Source organism: Pacificibacter marinus (genome assembly GCF_018860505.1).
In the GTDB taxonomy this organism is placed as follows: domain Bacteria; phylum Pseudomonadota; class Alphaproteobacteria; order Rhodobacterales; family Rhodobacteraceae; genus Celeribacter; species Celeribacter marinus_B.
In genome coordinates, this window is sequence record NZ_JAHKPU010000046.1 from 21415 (window position 1) to 47346 (window position 25932).

A 25932-nucleotide genomic window follows, 5' to 3' on the forward strand; every position below is an offset into this window, starting at 1 on the left:
GGGCATCCGTCCCCAAAAATCTGGGAGTGAACATATGTTCAAAAAAATCCTCGCGACCACAGCTTTGGCCGTCGGCCTTGCTGGTGCAGCTTTTGCAGACGACAAAACCAAAGTGGGTTTCGTTTACGTCGGCCCAATCAATGATGGCGGCTGGACACAAGGTCATGATCACGGACGTTTAGAGCTTGAAAAACACTTCGGCGACAAAGTCGAAACTGTATTCGTCGAAAATGTGCCCGAAGGTCCAGATGCAGAACGTGTGATGACGCAAATGGCACTCACTGGCACAGACATCATCTTCACGACATCTTTCGGCTTTATGGACCCGACGCTTAACGTTGCGGCCAAATTCCCAGACGTAAAATTTGAGCACGCAACTGGCTATAAGTCTGCCGAAAACGTAGCCACATATTCGGCACGTTTTTATGAAGGCCGCGCGATCCAAGGGACTATTGCGGGCCGCATGACCAAATCCAACATCATTGGGTATATCGGTTCTGTTCCAATCCCAGAAGTTGTCCGCGGTATCAACTCTGCCTACATTCACGCGAAAAAAGTAAATCCTGATGTCGAATTTAAAGTTATCTGGATCTACGAGTGGATGAACCCAGCCAAGGAAGCAGACGCGGCCAAAGCATTGCTTGAACAAGGCGCAGACGTGATCTTGCAACATACAGATTCAACAGCACCATTGGCCGCCGCCAAAGAAGCTGGCGCTATTGGTTTTGGACAAGCCTCCGACATGTATGATTTTGCCCCAGCGCCACGCGTGTCGTCCATCATCGACAACTGGGCGCCCTACTACATCGAACGCACACAAGCGGTCATGGATGGCACTTGGGAAACGGTGAACACTTGGGATGGCATCTCAACTGGTATGGTTGGCATCGGCGAAATCACTGACGCAGTTCCTGCCGACGTGAAAGCCGAAGCCTTGGCTTTGAAAGATGCGATCGTTGCAGGCACGTATCACCCCTTCACTGGCCCCTTGAACAAACAAGACGGCACGCCGTTCTTGGCAGAAGGCGAAGTGGCCGATGATGGCACATTGGCAGGTATGAACTTCTATGTTGAAGGTCTTACAGGCGACGTTCCACAATAACTGCGGTTTATTAAAACGCAGAATTTAAATTGGCCCACCTGATTTGGTGGGCCTTTTTCGTGTGATCCCTGCGCAGATATTTCGAGATGCCATCTGACTTGTCTCGACAAGCCAACCACCATTCATCACTGAATACGTGACTTGTCAAAAACAAAAACGGAACGGATCATCTGATCACACGCCGTTTACATAAGATAGATCACGCCTAAGTTTGCGGGTTTTAGCGAATGATCGTACAGACTTTGCCACCACCTTTTTTGGGTTTGCAGCTCATTTCATAGCTGTCTTCTTTTTCGCCACGATCCCCCAAAATCCAACGCCAGACAACGCCGGCAAAAAAGACGACTTTTTCGACAACCCCGGCATCTTCGCTCAAAACATAATCGGGTTCCTCGATCACCTTTGCCTCAAAGTCCACATTACCGGTCCCATCATCAATGATAACTTCGGCACTCGGAATGCCGTCATCAATGATTTCCAATTCCGCCAATTTTCCATTACCGCCTTTGGGCGCAATAATGCGTGTCGGATCAAGCACATCACCGTCTGACCGACCATGATAATATGAACTACCGGTCCCCGAGACCCCTGATACTTCTCCCGACACGGTGCTCATAACCGAGGTCGAAATACTGATCTGCATCGCCACCAAAATGATACCAACGACCACAGCTATAGCGATCCCCGCAATGCTCGCTTTAGATTGAAACATGAAAACAGTCTCCGCAAAAATACATAATTCATTGGTAATCTCGCAACAAAACATGGCGAAACCATGGTTGACCTGAGGACAATATAAGAAATTTACCGCGTTTATCGACCTACTTAAAACCTTGAGACCCAGCCACCACTGACGCTTGCCGAGGTGCCACAAGCTCGCTACTGTCCGCGCAAGATTATGTCGCGAGGAGGCACTGCGATGAAAATTTGCCGAACCAAAGCCGAGCTGAGAGACGCCGTCCAAGGCTTTCGAGCCCAAAACGAAACCATCGGTTTGGTCCCCACCATGGGATATCTGCACGAAGGACACATGACTTTGGTACGCACAGCCAAAGCGCAGACAAACCGTGTTATAATAACGATTTTTGTCAATCCAACGCAGTTTGGCGACCCATCCGATTTGGACGCCTATCCCCGTGATGAGGCGCGCGATTTTGCCTTACTCAAAGCTGAAGGCGTCGACGCAGTATTTGCCCCAGCGGTTGAGGAAATGTACGATCCATCAGCGCAGACCGTGGTCGAAACTGAACAGCTTGCAAATATGCTCATGGGGGCTTTGCGCCCAGATCACTACAAAGGTGTCTGCACCATCGTCGCTAAACTGTTCAACATAGCACAAGCGGACAAAGCATTTTTCGGCGAGAAGGATTATCAGCAATTGTTGGTCATCAAAACGATGGTACGCGATCTCGACATGCCTATTGAGGCCATTGGCGTGCCGACAGTGCGCGAAATTGATGGTCTGGCCATGTCATCGCGCAATGTGCGGCTGTCACCTGAGGATCGCCAAGCCGCGCTGATTTTGAACAAAGCTTTGGCTTATGGCGATTACGAGGCCTCAGATGGTCGTGAGGCGGCCGATCTGGAAAACGACATTCGCGCCTTTATTGCCCGTGAACCCCGCGCCACAGTGCAAAGCGTCGATGTGCGCGATGCGGCAAGCCTTGAGGTTCCGACAGGTCAAATCACAGCCCCCGTGGTGATCTTGCTCGCGGCGACCTTTGGCGATGTGCTACTTATCGATCAACGGGTCTGCGACCCCAACTAAAGTCGGCACCAGCCGAACGTAAAGGAGACATATCATGTCCACCCAAACCGAAACGATCCGCCGCGTGACCGTGCCACAAATTCGTGACCGCAAAGGAGGGGTGCCCATCGTGTCGCTCACATCCTACCACGCGCATACTGCTGCAATCGCTGAAAAGTACTGCGACTTTCTATTGGTCGGCGATAGCCTTGGTATGGTGATGCACGGAATGGAAAGCACCGTTGGCGTGTCTTTGGAATTGATGATCATGCACGGCAAAGCCGTGGTTCGCGGTACCAAACGCGCGCTGATCGTCGTGGATATGCCGTTTGGCTCTTATGAAGAAAGCCCCTCGCAGGCGTTTCACAACGCCGCAAAAATCATGAAAGAAACGCAGTGCCAAGCGGTGAAACTTGAAGGCGGGGCGCGTATGGCCGAGACAGTTAAGTTCCTGACAGAACGTGGCATTCCTGTGATGGGTCACATCGGTTTGACCCCACAATCGACAAACACCATGGGCGGTTTCAAGACCCAAGGTCGCGACGAAGATACTTGGCAAGTCCACATTGATGACGCAATCGCCGTGGCCGAAGCAGGTGCTTTTGCCATTGTGGTTGAGGGGGTCGTTGAACCACTGGCAGATAAGATCACCAATGCGATCGAGGTGCCCGCCATCGGGATCGGCGCATCCAAAACCTGTGATGGTCAGATTCTTGTGATGGAAGACATGTTGGGGCTCAACGAATGGGTGCCAAAATTTGTCAAAAAATATGGTGCCATGGGAGAAGCGATTGATGAAGCCGTCGCGGAATATGCAACCGAGGTTAAATCGCGAGCCTTTCCAGGACCAGCCAATGTCTACGGCTCCAACAAAAAATGAAACAGGACGCCCTTCGGGGCGTTTTTGTTTGAGTATTTAGGCTGCGATGGTGCCCCTGAGGCCCACGTCTCTTGTGATGACGACACAAAGCCGTGTTCCAATGGTCGGGGCGCTGTGTCGTCATTCTACCGTCATTCTATCCTTGGCGTCATTGCAGCCAAAACACTCAGATCCGTCCGATATACGTGCTCAATCTGCGCGCTACCGCACACAAAAGGTGTCCTTTTACCGAATATCGCACAGATGCGATTTTGATTATGTTGATCTCAACACAGGAGATCATCATGACCTTTCGCCCAGTAAAATCGATCACCGAAGCCCAAGCCACCATGGAAGGCGCAGGTGTACATCTGTACCGTGCCTTTGGATTTCACAAACCCCGCGAGTTTGATCCGTTTTTGTTGTTTGACGACTTTCGCAACGACGATCCTGCAAAGTTTGAAAAGGGCTTTCCGTGGCACCCGCATCGCGGCATCGAAACCATCACCTATGTCTTAGACGGCGAAGTTGAACATGGCGACAGCCTTGGGAATCGTGGTGTTCTGGGCGCGGGATCTGTACAGTGGATGACCGCAGGCTCTGGCATCATGCACCAAGAAATGCCACGCGCAAACCCTAAGGGGCAGATGCATGGGTTTCAACTTTGGGCCAATTTGCCCTCGGGCTTAAAAATGACCACGCCGCGTTATCAAGATATTCAAGGGTCGGATATTCCAATCATAACCGACGACGATGGCACCGTGGTCAAGATTGTAACTGGGTCTTTTTGGGGCAAGCGCGGTCCTGTGGATGGCGTTGCGGCTGACCCGCTATACTTGGATATTTCAATCCCGCCGAACACGCGCAAAACACTGCCGGTTGATACTTATGCCAACACCTTTGCCTATATTTTTGCAGGCACTGGCAGCTTTCGCGATGCCTCCACGCCCTACGGGATACGCGTGGAAAAGGAAGTTGCAGGCGAAGAAATCAACATCCGCGACATGACTGGAAACCGGTCCTTGGTAAACTTTGACACTGGTGATGAAATTTCAGTGCAATCAGGCCCACAAGGCGTTCGATTTTTACTTATCTCAGGCCAACCGATCCAAGAACCCGTCGCATGGCACGGACCGATTGTGATGAACACGCAAGACGAGCTGCGCCAAGCGATGAAAGACTTAAAAAATGGAACATTTATTCAGGACCAGAGGCACTAAACATCGCTTAAAATAGCAACAGATCCTGACAAACGATATGCAGATGTCTTTTGATTTATATCTATGGTCAAAAATGACGTCTTGGGCGATTTAGTCACCTTCACTTTTTGCCCTCGTGCTGGCACACTAAGGTCATCGCGGTTCAGGCATGAAACTCTTGAACGCGTGACACATTGTATCTAGGTATCCCCACATCTGTTCGGGGCAAAAGTCGGGTCAACTCCACGTGAAAAAAATCACTCTTCGATCTGTTGTGGCATCCAGCCGCATTGGCCCCTTTTGCAGGCCCCCTGCGATGATTGCGCTCATAAGCGTGTTTATTGCCGTGACAAGCACTCCCAACGTGGCGCTGGCCCAAAGCGCGCCCGCAAAGCCCGCTGAACAAAGCCAGCCCGCCCCTAAAACTCCAGCGCCTACAGATCCGAAACCGCCGGCCCCTGTCATAAGCAAAAGCGAGCGCGGATCGGTCACAAACCTTCCCTTGCCCCGTTTTGTGTCCCTGAAAGCAACCGAAGCCAACGCACGTCGCGGGCCGTCTCTCAGTCACAGAATCGATTGGGTGTTTAAGTTGCGCGGCTACCCTTTGGAAGTGATCGCAGAATACGGTCACTGGCGCCGCGTGCGTGACTTTGAGGATGCCACTGGGTGGGTGCATTACTCACTGATTACAGGCGTGCGTACGGCGCTCGTTCAACATGATACCGTAGACCTGCATGTGCGCCCCGACCCATCAAGCAGACTGGCCGCACAAGCCGAAAAAGGCGCAGTATTGCGATTGTTGGAATGTAATATTGACTGGTGCAAAGCCTCGGCTGGCGGCCACAAAGGTTGGCTGCGCAAGACAGGGCTTTGGGGGGTTGGCGCTGATGAAATCCTTGAATAATCGCACGCAAGATTAGGGGCACTATGCAACAGCTCAAATCACCATTGTCAGCGCGTAATATTCCTGCGGGTTATAAATCCGCGGTCATCCATGCCTATGGCAGCTGGCTGAACGCCCTCGCTGAGAACAAGCATGATTTTTTCATCAAGCTCTCTCGCAAGCTCGATCAAAAAGGCCTGTCGACCTATTTGGTCGAAGGCAACAGCCGCACCTCGCGCGGGCTTTTAGAACAACCCCATTTGCACATCATCGTGGGCGGTCCTGCGATGTACGGTGCTGGAATTTTACATGCCTTTCCGTCCTATTTGTGGGGGTTTTGGTACTTTGATGAAATCGGGCATGGCTGGAACAGCTCTTTGCGGTTTGCGCGCTATTCAAGTGATGAAGTCGATGCAGAAAAGTCTGCTTTTTTCTTCAACGGTGTCACAGGATACATGCTGCGCGAAAATGTCTCAAAGCACAATCAAGAACCCCGCATGGACGCGCCGCTGCGTTTGGCGACTGCAACGATTTTTTGCCAACCGACTGACCCAGTCCATCCGCGGCATAATTATTTGTCCATCGAGCAAATGATTGAAACCGCCTCGACCTACGACAAAGACGCTTTGGTTTATGTCAAACCTCACCCTCATCAGTCAAAAGCAACTCGAAGACGGATTTTAGAAACCTGCGAAGACTATCCAAATGTCAAAACCACAGACGCCTCGATCCATGATTTGATAGAGGCTTCACGCGTTGTCATCACGCATAATTCAACCACAGGCTTTGAAGCTTTGATGCAGCGAAAGCCTGTCATCACCTGCGCCAAATCTGATTACTGGCACGCCACACTGACACCAAAAACTGTGGCTGATTTGCGTGCAGCAATTGAGTTCGGCCCCGAAACCATGAAAGATTTCGACTTTGAGGGCTATTTTCATTGGTTTTTGGAACTGCATTGCCTTGAGCCAAGCAAAGACAACTTTGCCGACCGTGCTTGGGCGCGGGTCCGCGAAAAACTTATGCTTTCCTAAAGCTTCTAAAGCCATAATATAGCGCATGCACGCACACACACGCCTAAACATTTCCGCTGGATTGGCTTCAGTCAGCGTCGCCTTGATCTTGGTTTTGGCCAAGTATTGGGCGTTCGAACATACCGGTGCTTTGTCGATCGCCACCTCTTTGGTCGATAGCGCATTGGATCTGGTCATGGCGCTTGGCGGGTTGATGGCTATTTTCTATGCCGCACGGCCACCTGATGACGAGCACACCTTTGGCCACACCTCTGCTGAAGATTTGGCGGCTCTTGGGCAGTCTGGGTTCATCTTGTTATCAAGCGCAGTAATCGCTTGGTCCGCCATGCAGCGCTTGCTGACCCCCGAGCCTATCGAAATGCAATTTGAGACCCGTGGCATTGCCGTAATGATCCTCTCGATCATGCTCACCGCTGCACTGATCTTGTGGCAACGTCGCGTGGCAAAGCGCACAGGGTCCAAAGTGGTTGCTGCCGACAGCCTGCATTACGTTGGCGATCTGGTTCCCAACATCGGCGCGATCATCGCACTGATCGCAGCCTCGACCTATGACCTGCACCGCTTAGACAGCATCGTCGCCTTGGGGGCCGCAGGCATGCTTGCCATCGGCGCACTGCGTATCGGAAAATCCGCGCTAGACGCGCTGATGGATCGCGCAGCCCCGCTTGAGACCATCACCACGATTGAAACAATCGCGGCCAATCATCCAGGCTTGCGTGGGTATCATGACCTTAAAACCCGTATGGCCGGATCAAAAGTTTTTGTGCATTTACACATCGAGCTGGACGGCGAACAAACCCTGCGTGAAGCCCATGATATTGGCAAAGCGCTTAAAGCTAAAATCTGTGCCGCTATCCCCAATTGCGATGTGATTATCCATAAAGATGTGGCACGCGACGCCTAACGCACCGCGCACCGATATGATCAAGCGTTACGCCAATCCGCGCCCTTTGAGCATAGCCTCAGGCCCTGGCATACGCCCCCGAAAGGCTGTGTAGAGTTGCTCAGGATCAGCCGACCCGCCCGCAGACAAAATATGCGTTTTCAGCAGATTTGCCGTTTTTGTATCAAAAGGCCCCGTTTCTTTGAACGCATCAAATGCGTCTGCATCCATGACTTCGGACCACATGTAAGAATAGTAGCCACAAGAATATCCATCACCAGCAAAGACATGCTGAAAATGCGGAGTCTCATGAAACATCGTGGTCGCTTTCGGCATCCCCAATTGATCTAAAGTCTCGGCTTGCGATTGCATCGGATCAGCTGGAGCATCGCCGTCATGAAAATTTAAATCCGTCAAAGCCGAGGCCACATAGCCCACGGTGGTATACCCCTGATCATAGGTCTGCGCGTCTAGCAGCCGTTTTAGCATATCCGCAGGCATCGCCTCGCCCGTGTCTGCATGTGTCGCGAATTCTTGCAACACTTCAGGCACTTCCAGCCAATGCTCGTACAATTGACTTGGCAGTTCCACAAAGTCCCGCGCCACCGAGGTGCCCGAAATACTTTCATAAGTCACATCAGACAACATCTGGTGCAACGCATGGCCGAATTCGTGGAACAGCGTGCGTGCATCATCATAGGACAGCAAGTTCGGCTTGCCGCCCGAGGCCTTGGCAAAGTTACAGACGTTCAACACAATAGGTTTTGTATCGCCACCAAGCTTTTTTTGCGACCGCATCGCTGTGCACCATGCGCCAGACCGTTTAGATGCGCGCGCAAAATAATCGCCAATGAACACAGCAATATGTTCACCATCCCGCGTGACGTTCCATCCGCGCACATCCTCGTGGTAGAGCGTTGCATCAAGGGGTTCAAACGCCAAGCCAAACAGCCGTGTCGCACAGGCAAAGGCCGCCTCGATCATTCGATCTAGTTGCAAATAGGGCTTGAGTTCCGCCTCGTCCAAATCATGTTCGATTTTGCGGCGTTTCTCGGAATAATACCGCCAATCCCATGGTTCAAGCGGGCCTGTGTACCCATCTGCATGCAGCATCTGTTCCAAAATCGCACCGTCTTTTTCGGCGGCGGCTTTGGCGGGGGTCCAGACTTCCATCAGCAAATTGCGCACGGCATCTGGTGTTTTGGCCATCTGGGTTTCAAGCTTATAGGTGGCGAAACTTTCATAGCCCAACAGCTTGGCCCGCTCTTCGCGCAGTTTCAAAATCTCTGCCGCGTGACCACGATTGTCATTGCCTTTGCCACGCGCCCCACGTGATTTCCACGCGTGAAACACCGCTTCGCGCAGATCGCGGCGTGGAGAGAATTGCAAAAACGGCACGAACAAAGACCGCGATGTGGTCAGACATGGCCCGTCTAATTTCTTCGCCGCTCCAGCTGATTTCATCGCATCCACGACGAACTCTGGCAGACCCTCCAAATCGGAGTCTCCCAATGCCAAAAACCAATCAGATTCATCGCCCAATAGGTTTTGTGAAAACTCCGTGCCAAGCGTCGATAGGCGTGATTTTATCTTGGCCATACGATCCTTGTCATCACCAGACAGCAATGCGCCAGAACGCACAAAGCTGCGGCGTGTCAGCATCAAAACCCGCATTTGTTCATCGCTCAGACCCAAGTCCTCGCGTGTATTCCAAAGTGCCTCGATACGTTCAAAAAGCGCAGTGTTCGCTGTAATCTCAGATGAATAATCCGCCAAAATCGGACCGAAATCCCGCTGCAATTCTTCGCGTGTCTCGTTGCTGTCAGCGCCTGCGATTCCATAAAAAACGCCCAAGACTTTCGATAATAGCGCCTCGCAATTTTCCATTGCTTCAATGGTGTTCTCAAACGTTGGCGCATCGGTATTCTCAGCAATCGCTTTGATCGCAGCGCGGCCTTCTACAAGACCAGCCTCAAAGGCGGGTTTGAAATCGGCGTCGGAAATATCAGCGAAAGGCGGTAGGTCAAACGCGGTGGTCCACGGCGTTAGAAACGGGTTTGTCATAGGGATCTCCTTTGAAATCAAGCTATGCCCGACACTGGTAAAGTAAAAGGGTTCAGCCCGCGCAAATCGGGCAATCAGCGCGCTTTTTTGTCTTTATCACGCGGGTCTCGGCGTAAAGCGCATCATAGATCATCAAACGCCCTCCAAGCCCCTGACCAGCGCCAGTGATATGCTTGATCGCCTCCATCGCGAGCATTGTCCCTAAAATACCCGGCAAGGGGGCCGCCACGCCAGCCTCGGCACAGCTTGGCACCATTCCGTCAGCAGGCCGCGTGGGGAAAACACATTGATAACAAGGCGTATTATTTGCCGAATCATAAAGGCTAATCTGCCCTTCCCACTGCGTGATCGCGGCGGATAACAACGGGACACCACCGGCAACGCAATGCGTGTTCACCAAATATCGCGTGTCGAAATTGTCAGAGCCATCAATCACCAGATCATACTCGGATAGCAGCACTGAACAGCTGTCATCAAAGCGGCGATTGTAGGGTTTTACCTCGATAAAAGGGTTCTGCGCCCGCATCGCCTGTTCAGCGGAAAACACTTTGGGCATGCCTTGGTTCTTGTCCACATGGATCACTTGCCGTTGCAGGTTCGACGCATCGACATGATCGTCATCCATCACACCAATGGTGCCAACCCCCGAGGCCGCAAGATATTGCAACACAGGGGCGCCAAGCCCACCTGCCCCGATCACAAGTACTCGCGCGTCTTTGAGCTTGCGTTGCCCCGGCCCGCCGATTTCGCGCAAGATGATATGGCGCATGTAGCGTTCGAGTTCGACATCTTTGAAGGGGGCTTTCGCGTCAGTTTCAGGCTGAACCGGTGCGTTTTTATTGGCCCGCGTATGCAGCCATTTCAACCCACTGCGATAAACCGCAATCACCGCAACGACGCCGCCCAAAAGCACCCATTCTTTCAAACCGCCGCCAAGGGTCACACGCAGACCGTTATCAGGCGGCAAGACCATGACAGCGATCAAAACACCCGCATAGAGCATCCCAATCATCATCAACCGCGCAAAGACAGGCACTTTCATCACCACGCCGATGATCCACAGCACGGTCACAAGGATGAGCACTAAGACCATATCTTAAATTGTCCCAGTTGAACCAAAGCCACCAGAGCCACGCGCGGTCTCGTCCAACTCATCGCTGAGTTGATAATCGCCTTGCACCACAGGGGCGACGACAAGCTGTGCGATACGTTCGCCGTGAGCAATGTGAAACGGCTCAGAGCCATGATTGATCAACAAAACCCCAACAGGTCCGCGATAATCAGCGTCAATTGTGCCGGGCGTGTTGACCATGGAAATTCCGTGTTTGAGCGCCAATCCCGAACGCGGGCGCACTTGCACTTCAAACCCCGCAGGTATTTCCATTGCAAATCCCGTCGGGATCAACGCGCGAGCGCCAACATCCAACGTCACACCCGCAACGCGCTGATCAGGTGTAAAGTTCGCGCGAACATCTGCACCGGCGGCCTGCGCGGTTTCGTGTTTGGGCAAGGCGATGTCTGTATCAGCACCGTCCAACCATTTGATTTTGATCAGAGCCTTCATGATTTTGTCAGCTCCTGTGCGATGCGATCCGCCAGTTTGCGCGCCACCTCAGACTTACCCATACGCGGCCAAATGTCTGCCTTGCCGTTTGAAATCAGCGTCACGGCGTTTTCGGACCCGCCCATGATGCCTGTCTCAGGGCTGACGTCATTGGCCACAATCCAATCGCAGCCCTTGCGTGCCAGTTTTGAGGTGGCGTTTTCAATCACGTTGTCTGTCTCGGCGGCAAAGCCCACGATCAATTTGGGACGGTTCTTTTTAGAGTGTGAAACCTCAGCCAAAATGTCGGGATTTTCCGTAAACTTCAGCTCAGGCAAAGCACCGTTTTTCTTTTTGATTTTCGAAGTCGCGGGCAAAGCCAACCGCCAATCGGCAACGGCTGCTGCGAAAACAGCCGCATCCACTGGCAAAGCGGCATCGACGGCCTGCTTCATCTCGCGCGCAGTTTCGACTTTGATCACGTGAACGCCCAAAGGCGGTGGTGTATCGGCTGGCCCCGTGACAAAGATCACATCGGCGCCAAGATCACGCAGCGCAGTCGCAATCGCTGTGCCCTGCGCGCCAGACGACCGATTGGCGATATAGCGCACAGGATCGATCGGTTCATGTGTCGGACCGGATGTGACCAAAACCTGCTTGCCAGTTAGGGGCCCATCGGTGAGCGCCGCGCGAATAGCGCCAATGATATCAGTAGTTTCGGACAATCGACCAGGCCCGAATTCACCGCAAGCCATCGCGCCCTCATCGGGCCCCACAAACAATATCCCATCAGATTCGAGCGTCTTCACGTTGCGTTGCGTGGCGGGATGATCCCACATGCGGACATTCATCGACGGCGCGACAAGCACACGTTTGTCTGTCGCCAAGAGCAAAGTTGAGGCCAAATCATTCGCAAGCCCAGCCGCCATTTTGCCAAGCAAATCAGCCGTCGCAGGGGCAACAACAATCAAATCTGCCGCACGCGACAATTCGATATGCCCCATTTCGGCTTCATCCGTCAGGTCAAACAAGTCTCGATAAACCTTTTGAGTCGACAAAGCCGACACCGACAAAGGCGTCACGAACTCTTCGGCCGCTTTGGTCAAAACAGGCACGACCCGCACGCCCTCTTCGCGCAACCTGCGGATCAGATCCAGCGACTTAAATGCCGCGATCCCACCACCGATGATGAGAAGAATACTTTTGCCGTTCAACATAATAGGCCCCTTTGGCTGTCCCCCAAAGGTTTAAGCCTGCAGATGCGCAAACTCAAGTCGCATGAGATCCAAACGCCTAGTTCAACAATTCGGTCAATGCCTCACCGTGCCCCGCCAGAGTGCTGCGCATTTTTCCGAAGGCTGCCACCTCAACTTGGCGCACGCGTTCTTTCGACAGTTTCAATTCATCACCAAGGCTTTCCAGCGTGCGTGGCTCATCTGCGAGTTTTCGAGCCGTCAGAATATATCTTTCACGATCAGTGAGTTTGCTCATCGCATCCCCCACCCAAGCTTTTAACTGCGCTTGGTCGTGATTTTCCTCAACGGTCTCAGATGTCGTTGCCCCATCATCGACCAATGTATCAATCCATTCACGGCCTTCTTCGTCGCTCGACTGTGTGGCATTCAATGAAAAATCAGAGCCAGACAAACGCCCGTTCATTGCCTCGACATCGCGCAAGGGCACGCCCAATTCGGCAGCAATTTTTTGCATCAAGTCGGCGTTTTCTATGGGCGCACCAGCGGCCAAGGCTTCGCGTTCAAATCGCGCTTGCACGCGGCGCATATTGAAAAACAACGATTTCTGCGCAGATGTAGACCCTGTGCGCACCAAAGACCAATTGCGCATGACGTGATCTTGAACAGAGGCTTTGATCCACCAAACTGCGTAGGTCGAAAAGCGTACACCACGATCTGGATCGAATTTCTCAGCCGCTTTCATCAAGCCCAACGCCGCCTCTTGTATCAGATCAGGCATCGGCGCGCCGTAGCGTTTGAACTTAGATGCCTGTGAAATCGCCAAGCGCATATAGGCTGAAATCAAACGATGCAAAGCAGCCTCATCACGGTTATCACGCCATGCGAGCGCCAAGGCGTGTTCGGTATCTGCATCGAGCATTTCTGCTTTCATCGACTTGCGTGTAAACCCGTTGTCGTATGATGAATCAATGCGTCCCATATCACCCTTGTCCTTTTGTGCTGTCTCGCTCAACCGTTTGCGAAGCGATGTTACAAGTGATACGCATGGCAACGGATTTTGGATGACAAAAAGAGTCACAACTATGTGTGCAGATATCACCTTGGTTCTTGGCGGCGCGTCTTCTGGCAAGTCTCACTTGGCGGAAAAAATATGTTTTTCCAGCCGCTTACCTCGTATATACATCGCCACAGCACAGGCGTTTGATGACGAAATGCGCGACAAGATTACACAACATCAACTGGATCGTGGCGAGGATTGGACCACCCTTGAGGCCCCTTTTAAGGTAGATAGCGTTTTACGTGACGTCCCTTCAGGTCAGATCGTCTTGCTGGATTGCGCAACCCTTTGGTTGACCAATCACCTTTTGGCAGAGCATGATATTGCCCAGCAAACCGATGCCTTACTAGGCGCTCTGTCAACCTGCGCCAGCCCCGTGGTGATTGTGTCGAATGAAGTTGGCCAAGGCATTGTGCCCGAAAACAAATTGGCACGAACATTTCGCATCGAACAAGGCCGCCTCAACCGACGCCTCGCTGAACACGCGGCTTGCGTGGTGGGCGTGATGGCCGGATTGCCTTTTGTGCTCAAAGGCGACATGCCCAAGGCGCTGATGCAAGAGGCCAGCACATGAGTCGGATCTGGCTGGTGCGCCACGGGCCAACCCATGTGAAAACTTTTGTCGGATGGACCGATGTACCAGCTGACCTGTCAGACACCGCTGCGATTGTGCGCTTGGAAAACGCCCTGCCCGTGGATGTGCCGATTGTGTCCTCCACCTTGGACCGCGCGATCAAAACGGCGGATGCGATCCAAGGCACACGGCTTCGTTTGCCCCATGATCCCCGCTTGCGTGAAACGCATTTTGGCGAATGGGAAAACCGGTCTTGGTCACAAATCCAAGCGCTTGACCCCGCCTTGGCCCGCCGTGTTTTTGAAGATCCAGGGCAGCACGCCCCCCCAGGTGGCGAAAACTGGCATGACTTTTCTGCACGGGTTTACAGCGGGCTTGATGCCATCACAGGGGATGCGATTGTCGTGGCGCATATGGGCGTCATCTTAGCGGTGTTGCAACGCGCTTTGGGCTGTTCAGCCTATGAGGCTTTGGGTCACAAAATCGACAATTTATCGATCACATCGATCGCTCGGGCCACGCCACAATCACCAACTTGGTCTGCGCATATGATCAATCATATCCCGTGATGCACTCCATCTAAAATACTCGTTTTAGCATAGCTCACACCTGCGTTACTCTGCTTGCAACCCGCAGGAGGTGTTGCATGACATACGATCTATTTATTGGTGACAAAGGCTTTTCAAGTTGGTCTTTACGAGGCTGGCTGCTGTTTGAAAAATTTGGAATCGACGTACATGTCCACATGCTCGGGCTGTACAGCGGAACCATGAAGCAAGAGATGGCCAAACTTGCCCCCGCACGCTTTGTGCCAACCGTTCGCACGCCAGAAGGTTGGGTCATCGGCGAAAGCATCGCAATTGTTGAAACACTGGCTGAACGCCACCCAGACGCAAACATTTGGCCCAAAGACGCCGAAGCGCGCATTTATGCACGGTGGCTTGTCGCCGAAATGCATGCTGGGTTTTCAACCTTGCGCACTGATTGCCCGATGCAATTGTTCAAGCAAATCCGCGACTTTGACGTTTCCGATGCCTTAAATTCCGACATTGCGCGCCTTGAAGATATGCTTGGTCACGCCTTTGACCGCTTTGCCACAAAAGGCGCGGATGCAGAAGGTTGGCTCTTTGGCGCCTATTCTGCTGCGGATGCCTTTTATGCTCCAGTGGCGGCACGTATTGCGGGCTATGACTTACCGGTATCAGATCGTCTGGCAGCTTACGTACGTACTCATTTGAAAGATTCCGCGTTCAAGTCCTGGCGTGCAGACGGTATCGCGGCCACCTACGATCCATTTCCTTACGACCTTGGAACAGATCCCAAACCTTGGCCTGAATCCGATTAAGTCACATAAAAACAACCTCCTGTTAACCATTTACTAACCTTAAACGCGCTACCCCGTTTAAGGAAAGCGAATGCCCAATCCAAAGCAAGACATGCTTTGATTGAGGCACGCGGCAGTAGGAGGTCATTGATGATCGCGCGGACATTTACCGTCGCATTTGAAGGGGTAGAGGCACAGCGCGTCGAGGTGCAATGCGCGCTGGCCCCCGGCTTGCCGAATTTCACTATCGTGGGCCTGCCCGATAAAGCCGTCTCAGAAGCCCGCGAACGGGTGCGTGCGACCCTATCATCGATGCAAATATCTCTGCCTTCAAAGAAAATTGTCATCAACATGTCCCCTGCGGACCTGCCCAAAACCGGTTCGCACTTTGACCTGCCGATTGTTCTGTCCGTGCTCGCAGCCACGGGTGTCATCCCCCCTGAGCGGGTCGAGACCTGCCTGTCGTTGGGCGAGCTATCACTTGACGGCACGCTTGTTGCAGTCTCTGGTGCGCTGCCTGCGGCGTTAAAAGCAGCAGAAATGGACTGCGATTTGCTGTGTCCAAAGGCCTGTCAATCTGAGGCCGCTTGGGTCGGCGCGACACCCGTTTACGGGGCAAATCATTTGATGGAACTGGTCAAACATTTGGTCGGCGACATGCCATTACAGCAAGCGCACCCCGGCGAAATTGCCATGCCCGATCACGTCAAATGCCTGCGCGATGTGAAAGGTCAAGAAAAAGCGAAGCGCGCTTTGGAAATCGCAGCTGCCGGCCAGCACCACCTGTTTATGGTCGGCACACCTGGGTCGGGCAAATCGATGCTGGCGACACGCCTGCCCTCGATCCTGCCAACCCTCAGTGCCAGCGAGGCGCTTGAAACCTCTATTATCCATTCCCTGTCAGGCCTGATCGGCGAAGGTGGCATCAGTCGTGCGCGCCCTTTTCGTGAACCTCATCATACTGCATCCATGGCGGCAATCGTCGGTGGCGGGCGCGGCGCACAGCCAGGCGAAGTGTCTTTGGCGCATAATGGCGTGCTGTTTATGGATGAATTTCCAGAATTTCCGCGTGGCGTTTTAGAAAGCCTGCGCCAACCCGTTGAAAGCGGCGAGATCATGGTCGCCCGTGCCAACGCTCATATCAAATACCCTGCACGTTTCATGTTGGTCGCGGCTGCGAACCCTTGCAAATGCGGGTACTTGCCCGATCCTGAGCGTGCTTGCGCCAAAGTGCCTTTGTGCGGATCAGATTATTTGGGCCGCATCTCAGGCCCTTTGATGGATCGATTTGATTTGCGTTTCGAAGTGCCCCCCGTCCAGTTCACCGATCTAGAATTGCCGCCTTCGGGCGACAGCTCAAAAGTCGTGGCCCAGCGCGTGGAACGCGCACGCGACATTCAATTGGCGCGACTGGAAGGCACAGGCTTGCGCACGAATTCGGAACTTGAAGGGCAAATGCTAGACGCCTTGGCCATGCCCGATTCTGAGGGCAAAGAGATGTTGAACACAGCTGCCGAAAAGTTGAGCTTATCTGCGCGCGGCTATCACCGCGTGATGAAGGTCGCGCGCACCATTGCTGATCTCGATCACTCGGACGATGTGCGTCGCCCTCATATCGCCGAAGCGCTCAGTTATCGTGTCGTGTCAGGTGCCTTAAATTGATCATCGATAAAGGCGTAGAGGTCTTGCAATGCGGCATCGGCCTCGTTCAAGCGGTCATGAAACAGCTGCCAAACATGGGGTAAATCGTGCCATTCTTTCGACACCACAAGACCGCCCTCTGCCCGCAAATGCGCAGCCATGCGACGGCCATCGTCGGCCAAGATCTCACTGTCGCTCCATTGCATGAACACGGGCGGCGCATTCTTGTACCGAGCAAAAAGCGGCGAGGCGCGTGGGTCTTGAGGATCGCCATTGTGCAGATAGTGTTTGCGCACCTCGTAAATGCGCTCCACTGGCAAAATCGCATCTGTTTGCGCGTTTGTACTCAGCGTACTGCCCTTGAAACTCAAATCCGTCCAAGGCGAAAAGGCAAAAGCGGCACGTGGTCGGTGATCCGTTTCACACAAATGCGACAGCACAGCCAAGGTCAATCCGCCGCCAGCACTGTCACCCCCAATCACCAAATGATCCGACAGAGGTTCTAACGCTTGGGCAACGGCACAGGCATCATCAAAGGCGGCCGGAAACGGATGCTCAGGCGCAAGACGGTACGCAGGCAAAATGACTTCTAGCTTGGTCTTTGCCGCAATGGTGCCCGCGAGCGCGCAATGCGTCGCGGGCGACCCCATAATGTAAGCGCCGCCATGCAAATACAAAAGTGTGCCACGGGCGTCTTTTGGGGTCAGCTTGCGACACGATATGCCGCCAATTTTCACGGTTTCGTCTTTGAGGCCCCGCTCGCGCGGGAACCCCAAGGCTTGCAGTTCAAAGTTTTGCCGCTGCACCTCAACAGTCGGGAGCCACGCCAATTTGCGTTTTTCAACAGTGCGTAGCCAAAAGTTCAACACATCGCGGCGACGAAACAACATTTATGCGGACCTCTTTGCCTCGATCGCTTGCCACAATTTTTCAGCCGTATTGGTGCCATCAAAGCGTTCCAGCTCTTGGATACCTGTGGGTGAGGTCACGTTGATTTCGGTCAGATAATCACCGATCACATCGATACCGACAAAAATCTGACCTTTTTCGCGCAAAAGCGGACCAATAGCAGCACAGATTTCCAAATCACGCGCGCTCAGTCCGATTTTTTCAGGCCGTCCGCCGACATGCATATTGGACCGTGTTTCGCCTTTTTGCGGCACACGATTGATCGCCCCCACAGGTTCGCCATCAACCAAGATCACGCGTTTGTCGCCAGCCGAGACATCGGGCAAGAACTTTTGCACGATCAAAGGCTCGTTATTGATGCCACAAAACAGCTCATGCAAAGACGATAGGTTTTTGTCATCAGGCCCAAGACGGAACACGCCAGCCCCGCCATTGCCATACAGGGGCTTCAAAATCACATCGCCATGCTTGACCTTGAACGCTTTGATCGTATCCAAATCACGTGCAATCGTCGTTGGCGGCGTTAGATCAGGGAAATTCAACACCAACAGTTTTTCAGGATAGTTGCGCACCCAAAACGGATCATTCACCACCAAGGTGGTCTCAGAAATCATATCCAGCAAATGCGTCGATGTAATGTAGCCCATGTCGAAGGGCGGATCTTGGCGTAGCCAGACCACATCATAGGTCGACAGATCCACTTCGGTCTCATCGCCCAGCGTATAGTGATCGCCCTCAACCATTTGCACAGTGACTGGCCAGCCGCGTGCAGTGACCTTGCCCTCCTGAAACGCGAGCTTGTCAGGCGTGTAATAGAACAGCTCGTGCCCACGCGCCTGAGCTTCGAGCATGATACGAAACGTGCTGTCTGCGGTGATATCGATGGGACCGATAGGGTCCATTTGGATGGCAACTTTTAAGGACAAGGCTTTGTCTCCTCACAGGAACTTTCTTAATAGATGGACCAGCAAGCAACGTCATTCAATGGGGTGCATCGCACAAGGGCTGTGAAGCGATGCGAAAACCGTTAAATTGTGGCGTTTTCCAATATTTCAAGCGCGCCAGATCTGTCGACAAGGGCGACATCAATTTGCATATCGGTCAAAAACCCCTTGGGCGATTGCGCGATATAGTCCTCGGCGCTGGCACATATACGGGCCAGTTGTCGCGCAGACAGGCTTTGGGCCGCCTGCGCATGGGTTGCAGAGGATTTTACTTCGACGAAAAAATAAGCTTCATCTTTGGTGAAGATCAAATCGATCTCACCTGCCCGCCCCCGCCAACGCGCCTCGCTCAAAACATATCCGCGCGCGAGGTAATCTGCGCAGACGGCATTTTCAGCCTGTAAACCAGACTGATAGGCAAGCGCGCCGCGCACACGGCGTTGGGCATTTGGCAGGCTTTTTTCGCGTAGCATTTAAGCGTTATCCTATTCCAATTTAAGCGCCTTTGATCGCTCAAGCGCCTGTTGATACACTTGGCGTTTTTGCATGCCCAGCGCCTTTGCGACCGCAGCCGCCGCATCTTTGACCGTCATCTCAGCCAAAGCCGCATCCAAGGCCGTGTCTAAATCTTCAGCGCTGGCCTCGACCGCTTCGGCGCGCGCCACCAGCAAAACGATTTCGCCTTTGAACGCACGATCTTTCAAACTTTCGCACAATTCACCCAAAGTGCCGCTGATCACCTCTTCAAATTTTTTGGTGATTTCGCGGCAAATGGCGGCTTTGCGCGTGCTTCCATATATCTCGCACAATTCCGTTAGCGTTTTGTAAATGCGGTTTGGACTTTCATAAAACCCCAAGGTGGCTTGAACAGGGCCAAATTCTGCAAAGAACGTTTTGCGCGCCCCAGCTGATGAGGGCGGAAACCCTGCAAACAAGAACCGATCCGAGGGCAGTCCCGCGATGGTCAAAGCCGCGATCATCGCAGAAGGTCCTGGTGCAGAGGTCACGAACAGTCCTGCCGCCAACGCTTCACGACTTAAAACGAATCCCGGATCGGCCACAAGCGGCGTGCCCGCCTCGGACGCATAGGCGACAGATTTGCCCTCGGCCATAAGCGCCAACAAGCGCGGGCGCGCTTTGGCGCCATTTTGATCATGGTAAGCAATCATCTTGCGTGTCCCCAAAGGTACGCCGTGCATATCCATCAACCGCCGCAAGGTACGGGTGTCTTCGGCGGCCAAAACATCGGCAGAGGCCAATGTATCAAGGGCGCGCAAGGTGATGTCGCGGGCATTGCCAATCGGGGTTGCAACAAAGTGCAAACCGGCGGGAAGGTGCTTTATCTCGAAGTCCAAGGGATTTCCAAGTCTTTGCGGCGTTTACTCTTTGGGGCAGGTCGCATAGTCTGCGGCCAATTAATGTTGTCCCTAAAAAGCTGTCCACCGACAGGAGTGAGGTTCCCCTATGTTCGCTGTTCTGAGCACCGCCCGCAAGTCAATCACTCGCATCACTGCCGTTTTGTCGATCATGACGCTCGCGGCCTGTGACCCAAGCATGATGCCAAGCCCCACTGGCGGACCAAGCATCAACACCAGCAAGCCTATCCCCGTAGCTCTATTGGTTCCCTCTAACTCAGATCAAGCAACAGACAACGCGCTAGCGCAGTCTATTGAAAACGCTGCACGATTGGCGATGGCAGATTTGGATGGCGTCCAAATCGATCTACGCGTTTACCCCACCAGCGGGCAAGCAGAGCGCGCGTCTGCTGCGGCCTCTCGTGCGATCAGTGAAGGTGCTAAAATCATTCTTGGCCCAGTCTATGGCGGATCGACAAAATTGGCAGGCATCCCTGCCGCCAACGCTGGCGTGAACGTTCTATCGTTTTCCAACAACACAGACGTGGCTGGCGGTAACGTGTTCATTTTAGGCGCAACCTTTGACAACACAGCCAATCGCCTTGTTCAATATGCGGCCCAAAAGGGCAAACGCCGTATTGTGGTGGTCAACGCACAAAGCCCCGCAGAAAATGCCGGCGCAACTGCAATCAAAGGGGCGATTACCCGCAATGGTGCAACACTGGCAGGCGAACAAAGTTTTGAATTGAGCCAAGAAGGTGTGGTCGCTGCGATTCGCCCCATCGCCAACACAGTACGCTCTAGCGGCGCTGACGCAGTGTTCTTTACCTCAGGCAATGACGGCGCAATGCCACTTTTGGCGCAGATGTTGCCAGAAAACGGCATCACGTCACCTGACACACAATACATCGGCTTACAGCGTTGGAATTTTCCGGCCTCAGCTGTCTCGCTGCCAGGCTTGCAAAACAGCTGGTTCGCGATCCCAGATCAGCGCCTCGTACAAAACTTTTCTAATCGCTATTCCGCAGCTTACGGCCAAGCGCCTCACGCCCTTGCCGGCCTTGCCTATGATGGGATCGCCGCTATTGGCGCCTTGGCTAAATCTGGTGACTCGCAAGCTCTGACAGCTCAGGCTTTAACACGCGGATCGGGCTTTGTTGGCGTGAACGGTATCTTCCGCCTTAAAAGCGATGGCACAAACGAACGCGGCCTGTCCGTCGCAACCATTCAAAACAATCAGGTAATCGAGATTGACCCCGCACCAAGAGCCTTTGGCGGCGCTGGATTCTAAGTCAGCCCTAGCCACATTTGTTCCGGCACCGCCGAACAGTATCATCTGCGCCCCTACGGCGATTTTCGACACGGCTGCCGTAGAGGCCGCACTTGAGGACGCCTTTGCAGCGAGCTCAAGCTACTCTGATGTGCGCAGCCAAACAGTGCGTATTTTGGGTAAGGCCAGTGAACAGGGCCGCGCTGCGATTGAAAGCGCGATCATGCAGGCGCCGCGCAATGCGCGCCCTGCGACCCACGCCTATGCTTGGTTAACAGATTGCATTGTCACCACAATCCTTTACGTATCGCAGACCAAACTGCACCCCAACGACACCCCCTCGGCCGGCGAAAACATCGCTGTTTTGGCTGTTGGCGGATATGGACGCGCAGAAATGTCGCCGCATTCAGATGTCGACCTGTTGTTCCTCGCGCCACATAAAATCACTGGCTGGGTCGAAAGCGTGATCGAAAGCATGCTCTACATGTTTTGGGATCTGCATCTCAAAGTTGGGCATTCATCCCGCACGATCCGCGATTGCATTCAGCTTGGCAAAGAAGATTACACCATCCGCACAGCGATGCTTGAAGTGCGCTACTTGGCAGGTAACCGCGCCTTAACACAAGAATTGCAGCAAAAATTACGCGATGATTTGTTTAAAAACACAGCACGCGAATTCACCGAAGCCAAACTCGCCGAGCGCGCCGACCGCCATAAAAAGCAAGGCGGCCAAAGATATGTGGTTGAGCCAAATATCAAAGAGGGCAAAGGCGGTTTGCGCGATTTGCAATCCTTGTTCTGGATCGCAAAATACGTTCATGATGTGCGCGATACGGTTGATTTGGTCAAAGCTGGTGTCTTTACGCAGGACGAATTTCGCCAATTTGATGAAGCCGAGACCTTTTTACATGCCGTTCGCAACCAACTGCACCTGATCACAAAGCGCCCGATGGACCAACTGACCTTTGACCTTCAGGTCGAAGTGGCCGAACGCCTTGGCTTTATCGACCACTCAGGACGGCGCGCTGTCGAGCATTTCATGCAGTTTTACTTTGTCCACGCCACACGCGTGGGTGAATTGACCCGCATATTTCTTACTGCGCTTGAAGAACAGCACGTCAAACAAGAGCCTGCCCTGCAACGTCTTTTCAAACGCAAACGCAAAACCGTTGCAGGTTTCTACATCCATGGCGGCAGACTAAATATCGACGACCACAAGGCGTTCCTTGCGGATAAGCTCAATCTGCTGCGCATATTCGAAGAATCTCTACGCACAGGCCACCTGATTCACCCAGATGTCATGCGACTTATTTCAGCGAACCTAAATCTGTTTGATGACGCGTTTCGCAACCGCGCTGATGCAAAAAAAATGTTTCTCGATATTTTGCTCAAACATGGCAACCCCGAACGGGGTCTGCGGCGGATGAATGAGTTGGGTGTGCTTGGCGCGTTTATGCCAGAATTCCAGCACATCGTGGCGATGATGCAATTCAACATGTATCACAGCTACACTGTGGACGAACACACCATTCAAGTGGTGTCGAACCTTGCACAGATTGAGCGCGGCGAACTGATCGAAGAGCTTCCCGTGGCCTCAGGTATCTTAGAACGCGGCATCAATCGCAAAGTGCTTTATGTGGCGATGCTGCTGCATGATATCGGCAAAGGACGTAAGGAAGATCACTCTATCATTGGCGCGCAAATCGCGCGCAAAGTGGCCCCCCGCTTGGGACTTAAACCCGCCGAATGCGAAACCGTTGAATGGCTTGTGCGGTATCATTTGTTGATGTCAGACATTGCGCAAAAGCGCGATATATCCGATCCGCGCACAGTACGCGACTTTGCCAAAGCCGTCAAAACCCGTGAACGCCTTGATCTTTTGACAGTGCTCACGGTCTGCGACATTCGCGGGGTCGGCCCTGGCGTTTGGAACAATTGGAAAGCCGTTTTGCTGCGCAATCTACACGCACAAACGGCGGATGCGATGGAGCACGGATTAGAAGCCGTCAATCGTGAAACCCGTGAAGGCGATGCCAAAAAAGCTCTGCGTGAAGCCCTCAAAGACTGGTCCCAAACGGCGCGCCGTGCCGAAATAAATCGTCACTACGGTCCCTATTGGCAAGGTATGCCAACCTCTGTGCATGTGGTCTTGGCGCATTTGATGCAAGACATCAAAGACGACGAAATCAAAATCGAATTGAAACCCGACGAAGATCGCGATGCGACCCGCGCTTGTTTCGCCATGACTGACCATCCCGGCATTTTCTCTCGCCTTGCTGGCGCTTTAGCACTTGTGGGGGCAAACGTCGTCGACGCGCGCACCTATACCACCAAAGACGGATATGCGAATGCGGCTTTCTGGGTGCAAGATGCCGATGGGCATCCTTATGAACAAGCGCGTTTGATCCGCTTAAAGCAGATGATCACCAAAACGCTTATGGGCGAAGTGGTGGCGCGCGATGCGCTTGTGTCACGCGATAAGATCAAAAAGCGCGAAAGCAAATTCAGGGTCCCAACGTCGATCATTTTCGACAATGAAGGGTCAGAAATTTTCACCATCATTGAGGTGGATACCCGTGACAGACCTGGCCTGCTGCACGACTTAACACGTGCAATGGCGTCCAATCATATCTCAATCGCGACAGCGCAGATCGCCACATACGGAGCGCAAGCCGTGGATGTATTCTATGTGAAAGATATGTTTGGCATGAAAATTCATTCTGAAAGCAAGCGCAATTCGTTAGAAAAGAAACTGCGCGAAGCCATCGAGCAAGGCGCAAAACGCGCGAGCGACGCATGAAGCCTGTCCGTTTGATGCGCGGTTTTTTGACCGTTGGCAGTTGGACTTTGATGAGTCGCGTGCTTGGCTTTGTGCGCGATGCCTTGATCGCGGCTTATTTAGGGGCTGGCCCCGCAGCAGAAGCTTTTGTTGTGGCCTTTTCCTTGCCCAATATGTTCCGCAGGTTCTTTGCCGAGGGCACTTTGAACGTCGCATTTGTGCCGATGTTTTCGAAAAAAGTCGAAGCGAATGAAAACGCCCGCGCCTTTGCCGAAGATACGCTGTCGGCTTTGGCGGGAATATTAACGGTGTTGACCGTTCTATCGATGATTTTCATGCCTATCATGGTCTCAGCTATGGCCGCTGGCTTCATTGGCGACACACGATTTGATCTGGCAGTACATTACGCGCGCATCACCTTTCCATACGTGTTGTTTATCTCACTTGGCGCTTTGTTCTCTGGAATTTTGAACGCGACTGGCCGATTTGCAGCGGCAGCAGCGGCACCCGTTATGCTAAATGTGATTTTATCAACAGCGATGGTTTTTGCGCATTTTATGGGGTTAGACGTGGCGACGGCGTTGGTTTGGGCCGTTCCCGTGGCGGGAGCTGCGCAATTGGCTATCGTCTGGATCGCCGCCGCTAAGGCTGGGTTTTCCATCAAACCACGCCTGCCCCGTATGACACCTGAATTGAAAAAACTTCTTATTTTAGCGGGCCCTGCCGCACTTGCGGGTGGCGTTGTGCAGATCAATTTGCTGATAGGGCGTCAGGTGGCCTCGTTTTCTGAAGACGGCGCGTTGCAATATCTAAACCTTGCGGATCGTTTGTATCAGTTGCCGCTGGGCGTTGTTGCGATTGCAATTGGCGTGGTCTTGCTGCCTGATTTATCAAGACGTTTAACCGCAGGTGATGGTGCTGGCGCGCGCACGGCCTATAATCGCGCCTTTGAATTTGCTCTGCTGCTGACCGTTCCAGCTGCGGTGGCTTTGATTGTCATTCCAGAGGCTTTAATCGGCGTGCTGTTTCAACGTGGCGCTTTTACCCCTGAAGATGCCGCTGCCACGGCGCTTGCGGTGGCCATCTACGGATTGGGCCTGCCTGCCTTTGTGATCCAAAAGGTTCTGCAACCCTTATATTTCGCCCGCGAAAACACCAAAACGCCCTTTCGCTTTGCGCTGTATTCTATGGTCGTCAATGCCGTGGCTGCCATTGGCTTGTCGTTTTGGCTTGGCTACCTCGCGGCGGCGGTTGCGACCTCTTTGGCCGCTTGGGGCATGGTTGCTTTGCTATGGATGGGTAAAAAGTCCATGGGCGATGACGTGGCTGCCGACACTCAATTGCGTCACCGTGCACCGCGTATTTTGATCTCTGCGCTTGCGATGGGGGGCATTCTATATGCCGCACAAATCGGGCTTGCGCCTGTATTTGATATCTCACGCCTGATCGCCACCGTGATTTTGGTCGTGCTTGGCATCATCAGCTATTTTGGCATCGGCCAAGCACTTGGCGCGTTGAATCTACGCGATATTAAATCATCGATGAAGCGCGGCGGTTAAACGCCGCGCT

25 protein-coding genes are annotated in these 25932 nt (G+C 53.1%); 14 read left to right on the forward strand and 11 right to left on the reverse strand.

What is annotated here, in order from left to right:
- Positions 1 to 34 precede the first annotated feature (34 nt).
- Entirely contained in the window at positions 35 to 1102 is a 1068-nt protein-coding gene (locus tag KO503_RS16370) for a BMP family ABC transporter substrate-binding protein (RefSeq protein ID WP_215992630.1), read from the forward strand.
- A gap of 220 nt (positions 1103 to 1322) precedes the next feature.
- Here KO503_RS16370 and KO503_RS16375 read toward each other — a convergent pair whose 3' ends face one another.
- The gene (locus KO503_RS16375) at positions 1323 to 1814 is read right to left on the reverse strand and encodes a hypothetical protein (RefSeq protein ID WP_215992631.1); all 492 of its coding nucleotides are present in this window, start codon (positions 1812 to 1814) and stop codon (positions 1323 to 1325) included.
- A 207-nt stretch (positions 1815 to 2021) separates the two neighbouring features.
- Between KO503_RS16375 and panC the strand changes: the two genes are divergently transcribed.
- The 3 genes from panC to KO503_RS16390 all read left to right on the forward strand — a co-directional run bounded on the left by panC (position 2022) and on the right by KO503_RS16390 (position 4928).
- Complete coding sequence (gene panC, locus KO503_RS16380) at positions 2022 to 2870, forward strand: pantoate--beta-alanine ligase (protein WP_215992632.1); 849 nt, start codon at positions 2022 to 2024, stop codon at positions 2868 to 2870.
- Positions 2871 to 2904: 34 nt separating this feature from the next.
- On the forward strand, positions 2905 to 3729 hold the full coding sequence (gene panB, locus KO503_RS16385) for a 3-methyl-2-oxobutanoate hydroxymethyltransferase (RefSeq protein ID WP_215992633.1): 825 nt from the start codon (positions 2905 to 2907) through the stop codon (positions 3727 to 3729).
- 284 nt (positions 3730 to 4013) lie between these two features.
- The gene (locus tag KO503_RS16390) at positions 4014 to 4928 is read left to right on the forward strand and encodes a pirin family protein (RefSeq protein ID WP_215992634.1); all 915 of its coding nucleotides are present in this window, start codon (positions 4014 to 4016) and stop codon (positions 4926 to 4928) included.
- A gap of 216 nt (positions 4929 to 5144) precedes the next feature.
- Here KO503_RS16390 and KO503_RS17845 read toward each other — a convergent pair whose 3' ends face one another.
- Complete coding sequence (locus KO503_RS17845; RefSeq protein ID WP_252731156.1) at positions 5145 to 5399, reverse strand: hypothetical protein; 255 nt, start codon at positions 5397 to 5399, stop codon at positions 5145 to 5147.
- On the opposite strand from KO503_RS17845, the gene KO503_RS16395 reads away from it, so the two are divergent.
- Genes KO503_RS16395 through KO503_RS16405 form a run of 3 tightly spaced genes read left to right on the forward strand, consistent with a single transcriptional unit; the run spans position 5371 to position 7728 of the window.
- Positions 5371 to 5811, forward strand: coding sequence for an SH3 domain-containing protein (locus tag KO503_RS16395; RefSeq protein ID WP_303506271.1), 441 nt, complete (start codon positions 5371 to 5373; stop codon positions 5809 to 5811). The genes KO503_RS17845 and KO503_RS16395 overlap by 29 nt on opposite strands.
- A 23-nt stretch (positions 5812 to 5834) precedes the next feature.
- Positions 5835 to 6824 (forward strand): capsular polysaccharide export protein, LipB/KpsS family, encoded by a 990-nt coding sequence (locus KO503_RS16400; protein ID WP_215992636.1) that lies wholly within the window; start codon positions 5835 to 5837, stop codon positions 6822 to 6824.
- Positions 6825 to 6849: 25 nt separating this feature from the next.
- Complete coding sequence (locus KO503_RS16405; RefSeq protein ID WP_215992637.1) at positions 6850 to 7728, forward strand: cation diffusion facilitator family transporter; 879 nt, start codon at positions 6850 to 6852, stop codon at positions 7726 to 7728.
- Between the two features lie 27 nt (positions 7729 to 7755).
- Here KO503_RS16405 and KO503_RS16410 read toward each other — a convergent pair whose 3' ends face one another.
- The 5 genes from KO503_RS16410 to KO503_RS16430 all read right to left on the reverse strand — a co-directional run bounded on the left by KO503_RS16410 (position 7756) and on the right by KO503_RS16430 (position 13489).
- Positions 7756 to 9771, reverse strand: coding sequence for a M3 family metallopeptidase (locus tag KO503_RS16410; protein WP_215992638.1), 2016 nt, complete (start codon positions 9769 to 9771; stop codon positions 7756 to 7758).
- Between the two features lie 52 nt (positions 9772 to 9823).
- Entirely contained in the window at positions 9824 to 10864 is a 1041-nt protein-coding gene (locus KO503_RS16415) for a HesA/MoeB/ThiF family protein (RefSeq protein ID WP_215992639.1), read from the reverse strand.
- 3 nt (positions 10865 to 10867) lie between these two features.
- A complete protein-coding gene (dut, locus tag KO503_RS16420) occupies positions 10868 to 11335 on the reverse strand; it encodes a dUTP diphosphatase (protein WP_215992640.1) in 468 nt (155 codons plus the stop codon).
- Complete coding sequence (gene coaBC, locus KO503_RS16425; protein WP_215992641.1) at positions 11332 to 12531, reverse strand: bifunctional phosphopantothenoylcysteine decarboxylase/phosphopantothenate--cysteine ligase CoaBC; 1200 nt, start codon at positions 12529 to 12531, stop codon at positions 11332 to 11334. The genes dut and coaBC overlap by 4 nt, the downstream gene beginning before the upstream one ends.
- Before the next feature lie 76 nt (positions 12532 to 12607).
- Entirely contained in the window at positions 12608 to 13489 is an 882-nt protein-coding gene (locus tag KO503_RS16430; RefSeq protein WP_215992642.1) for an RNA polymerase factor sigma-32, read from the reverse strand.
- A 103-nt stretch (positions 13490 to 13592) separates the two neighbouring features.
- On the opposite strand from KO503_RS16430, the gene cobU reads away from it, so the two are divergent.
- The 4 genes from cobU (at position 13593) to KO503_RS16450 (ending at position 17127) form a co-directional block, all read left to right on the forward strand.
- The gene (cobU, locus tag KO503_RS16435) at positions 13593 to 14141 is read left to right on the forward strand and encodes a bifunctional adenosylcobinamide kinase/adenosylcobinamide-phosphate guanylyltransferase (RefSeq protein WP_215992643.1); all 549 of its coding nucleotides are present in this window, start codon (positions 13593 to 13595) and stop codon (positions 14139 to 14141) included.
- Positions 14138 to 14710, forward strand: a complete 573-nt coding sequence (locus KO503_RS16440) for a histidine phosphatase family protein (protein WP_215992644.1) — start codon at positions 14138 to 14140, stop codon at positions 14708 to 14710. Before cobU ends, KO503_RS16440 begins: the two co-directional genes overlap by 4 nt.
- Positions 14711 to 14787: 77 nt before the next feature.
- A complete protein-coding gene (locus KO503_RS16445; protein WP_215992645.1) occupies positions 14788 to 15486 on the forward strand; it encodes a glutathione S-transferase in 699 nt (232 codons plus the stop codon).
- A gap of 129 nt (positions 15487 to 15615) precedes the next feature.
- On the forward strand, positions 15616 to 17127 hold the full coding sequence (locus KO503_RS16450) for a YifB family Mg chelatase-like AAA ATPase (protein WP_215992646.1): 1512 nt from the start codon (positions 15616 to 15618) through the stop codon (positions 17125 to 17127).
- Here the strand turns inward: KO503_RS16450 and KO503_RS16455 are convergent.
- From KO503_RS16455 to rsmI, 4 genes are all read right to left on the reverse strand, one after another.
- Complete coding sequence (locus KO503_RS16455) at positions 17097 to 17996, reverse strand: alpha/beta hydrolase (protein WP_215992647.1); 900 nt, start codon at positions 17994 to 17996, stop codon at positions 17097 to 17099. The two genes, KO503_RS16450 and KO503_RS16455, sit on opposite strands and share 31 nt — an antisense overlap.
- A complete protein-coding gene (gene gshB / locus KO503_RS16460) occupies positions 17997 to 18941 on the reverse strand; it encodes a glutathione synthase (RefSeq protein WP_215992648.1) in 945 nt (314 codons plus the stop codon).
- 101 nt (positions 18942 to 19042) lie between these two features.
- Positions 19043 to 19432 carry a YraN family protein gene (locus tag KO503_RS16465; RefSeq protein ID WP_215992649.1) on the reverse strand — a complete coding sequence of 130 codons (390 nt, stop codon included), beginning with the start codon at positions 19430 to 19432 and terminating at the stop codon, positions 19043 to 19045.
- A 12-nt stretch (positions 19433 to 19444) separates the two neighbouring features.
- Complete coding sequence (rsmI, locus tag KO503_RS16470; protein WP_215992650.1) at positions 19445 to 20314, reverse strand: 16S rRNA (cytidine(1402)-2'-O)-methyltransferase; 870 nt, start codon at positions 20312 to 20314, stop codon at positions 19445 to 19447.
- A 109-nt stretch (positions 20315 to 20423) separates the two neighbouring features.
- On the opposite strand from rsmI, the gene KO503_RS16475 reads away from it, so the two are divergent.
- The 3 genes from KO503_RS16475 to murJ are packed head-to-tail and all read left to right on the forward strand — an operon-like array spanning position 20424 to position 25922.
- Complete coding sequence (locus tag KO503_RS16475; RefSeq protein ID WP_215992651.1) at positions 20424 to 21605, forward strand: penicillin-binding protein activator; 1182 nt, start codon at positions 20424 to 20426, stop codon at positions 21603 to 21605.
- Positions 21565 to 24384 carry a [protein-PII] uridylyltransferase gene (locus tag KO503_RS16480; protein ID WP_215992652.1) on the forward strand — a complete coding sequence of 940 codons (2820 nt, stop codon included), beginning with the start codon at positions 21565 to 21567 and terminating at the stop codon, positions 24382 to 24384. The genes KO503_RS16475 and KO503_RS16480 overlap by 41 nt, the downstream gene beginning before the upstream one ends.
- Positions 24381 to 25922, forward strand: a complete 1542-nt coding sequence (murJ, locus tag KO503_RS16485; RefSeq protein ID WP_215992653.1) for a murein biosynthesis integral membrane protein MurJ — start codon at positions 24381 to 24383, stop codon at positions 25920 to 25922. Before KO503_RS16480 ends, murJ begins: the two co-directional genes overlap by 4 nt.
- The last annotated feature ends 10 nt before the right edge of the window (positions 25923 to 25932 follow it).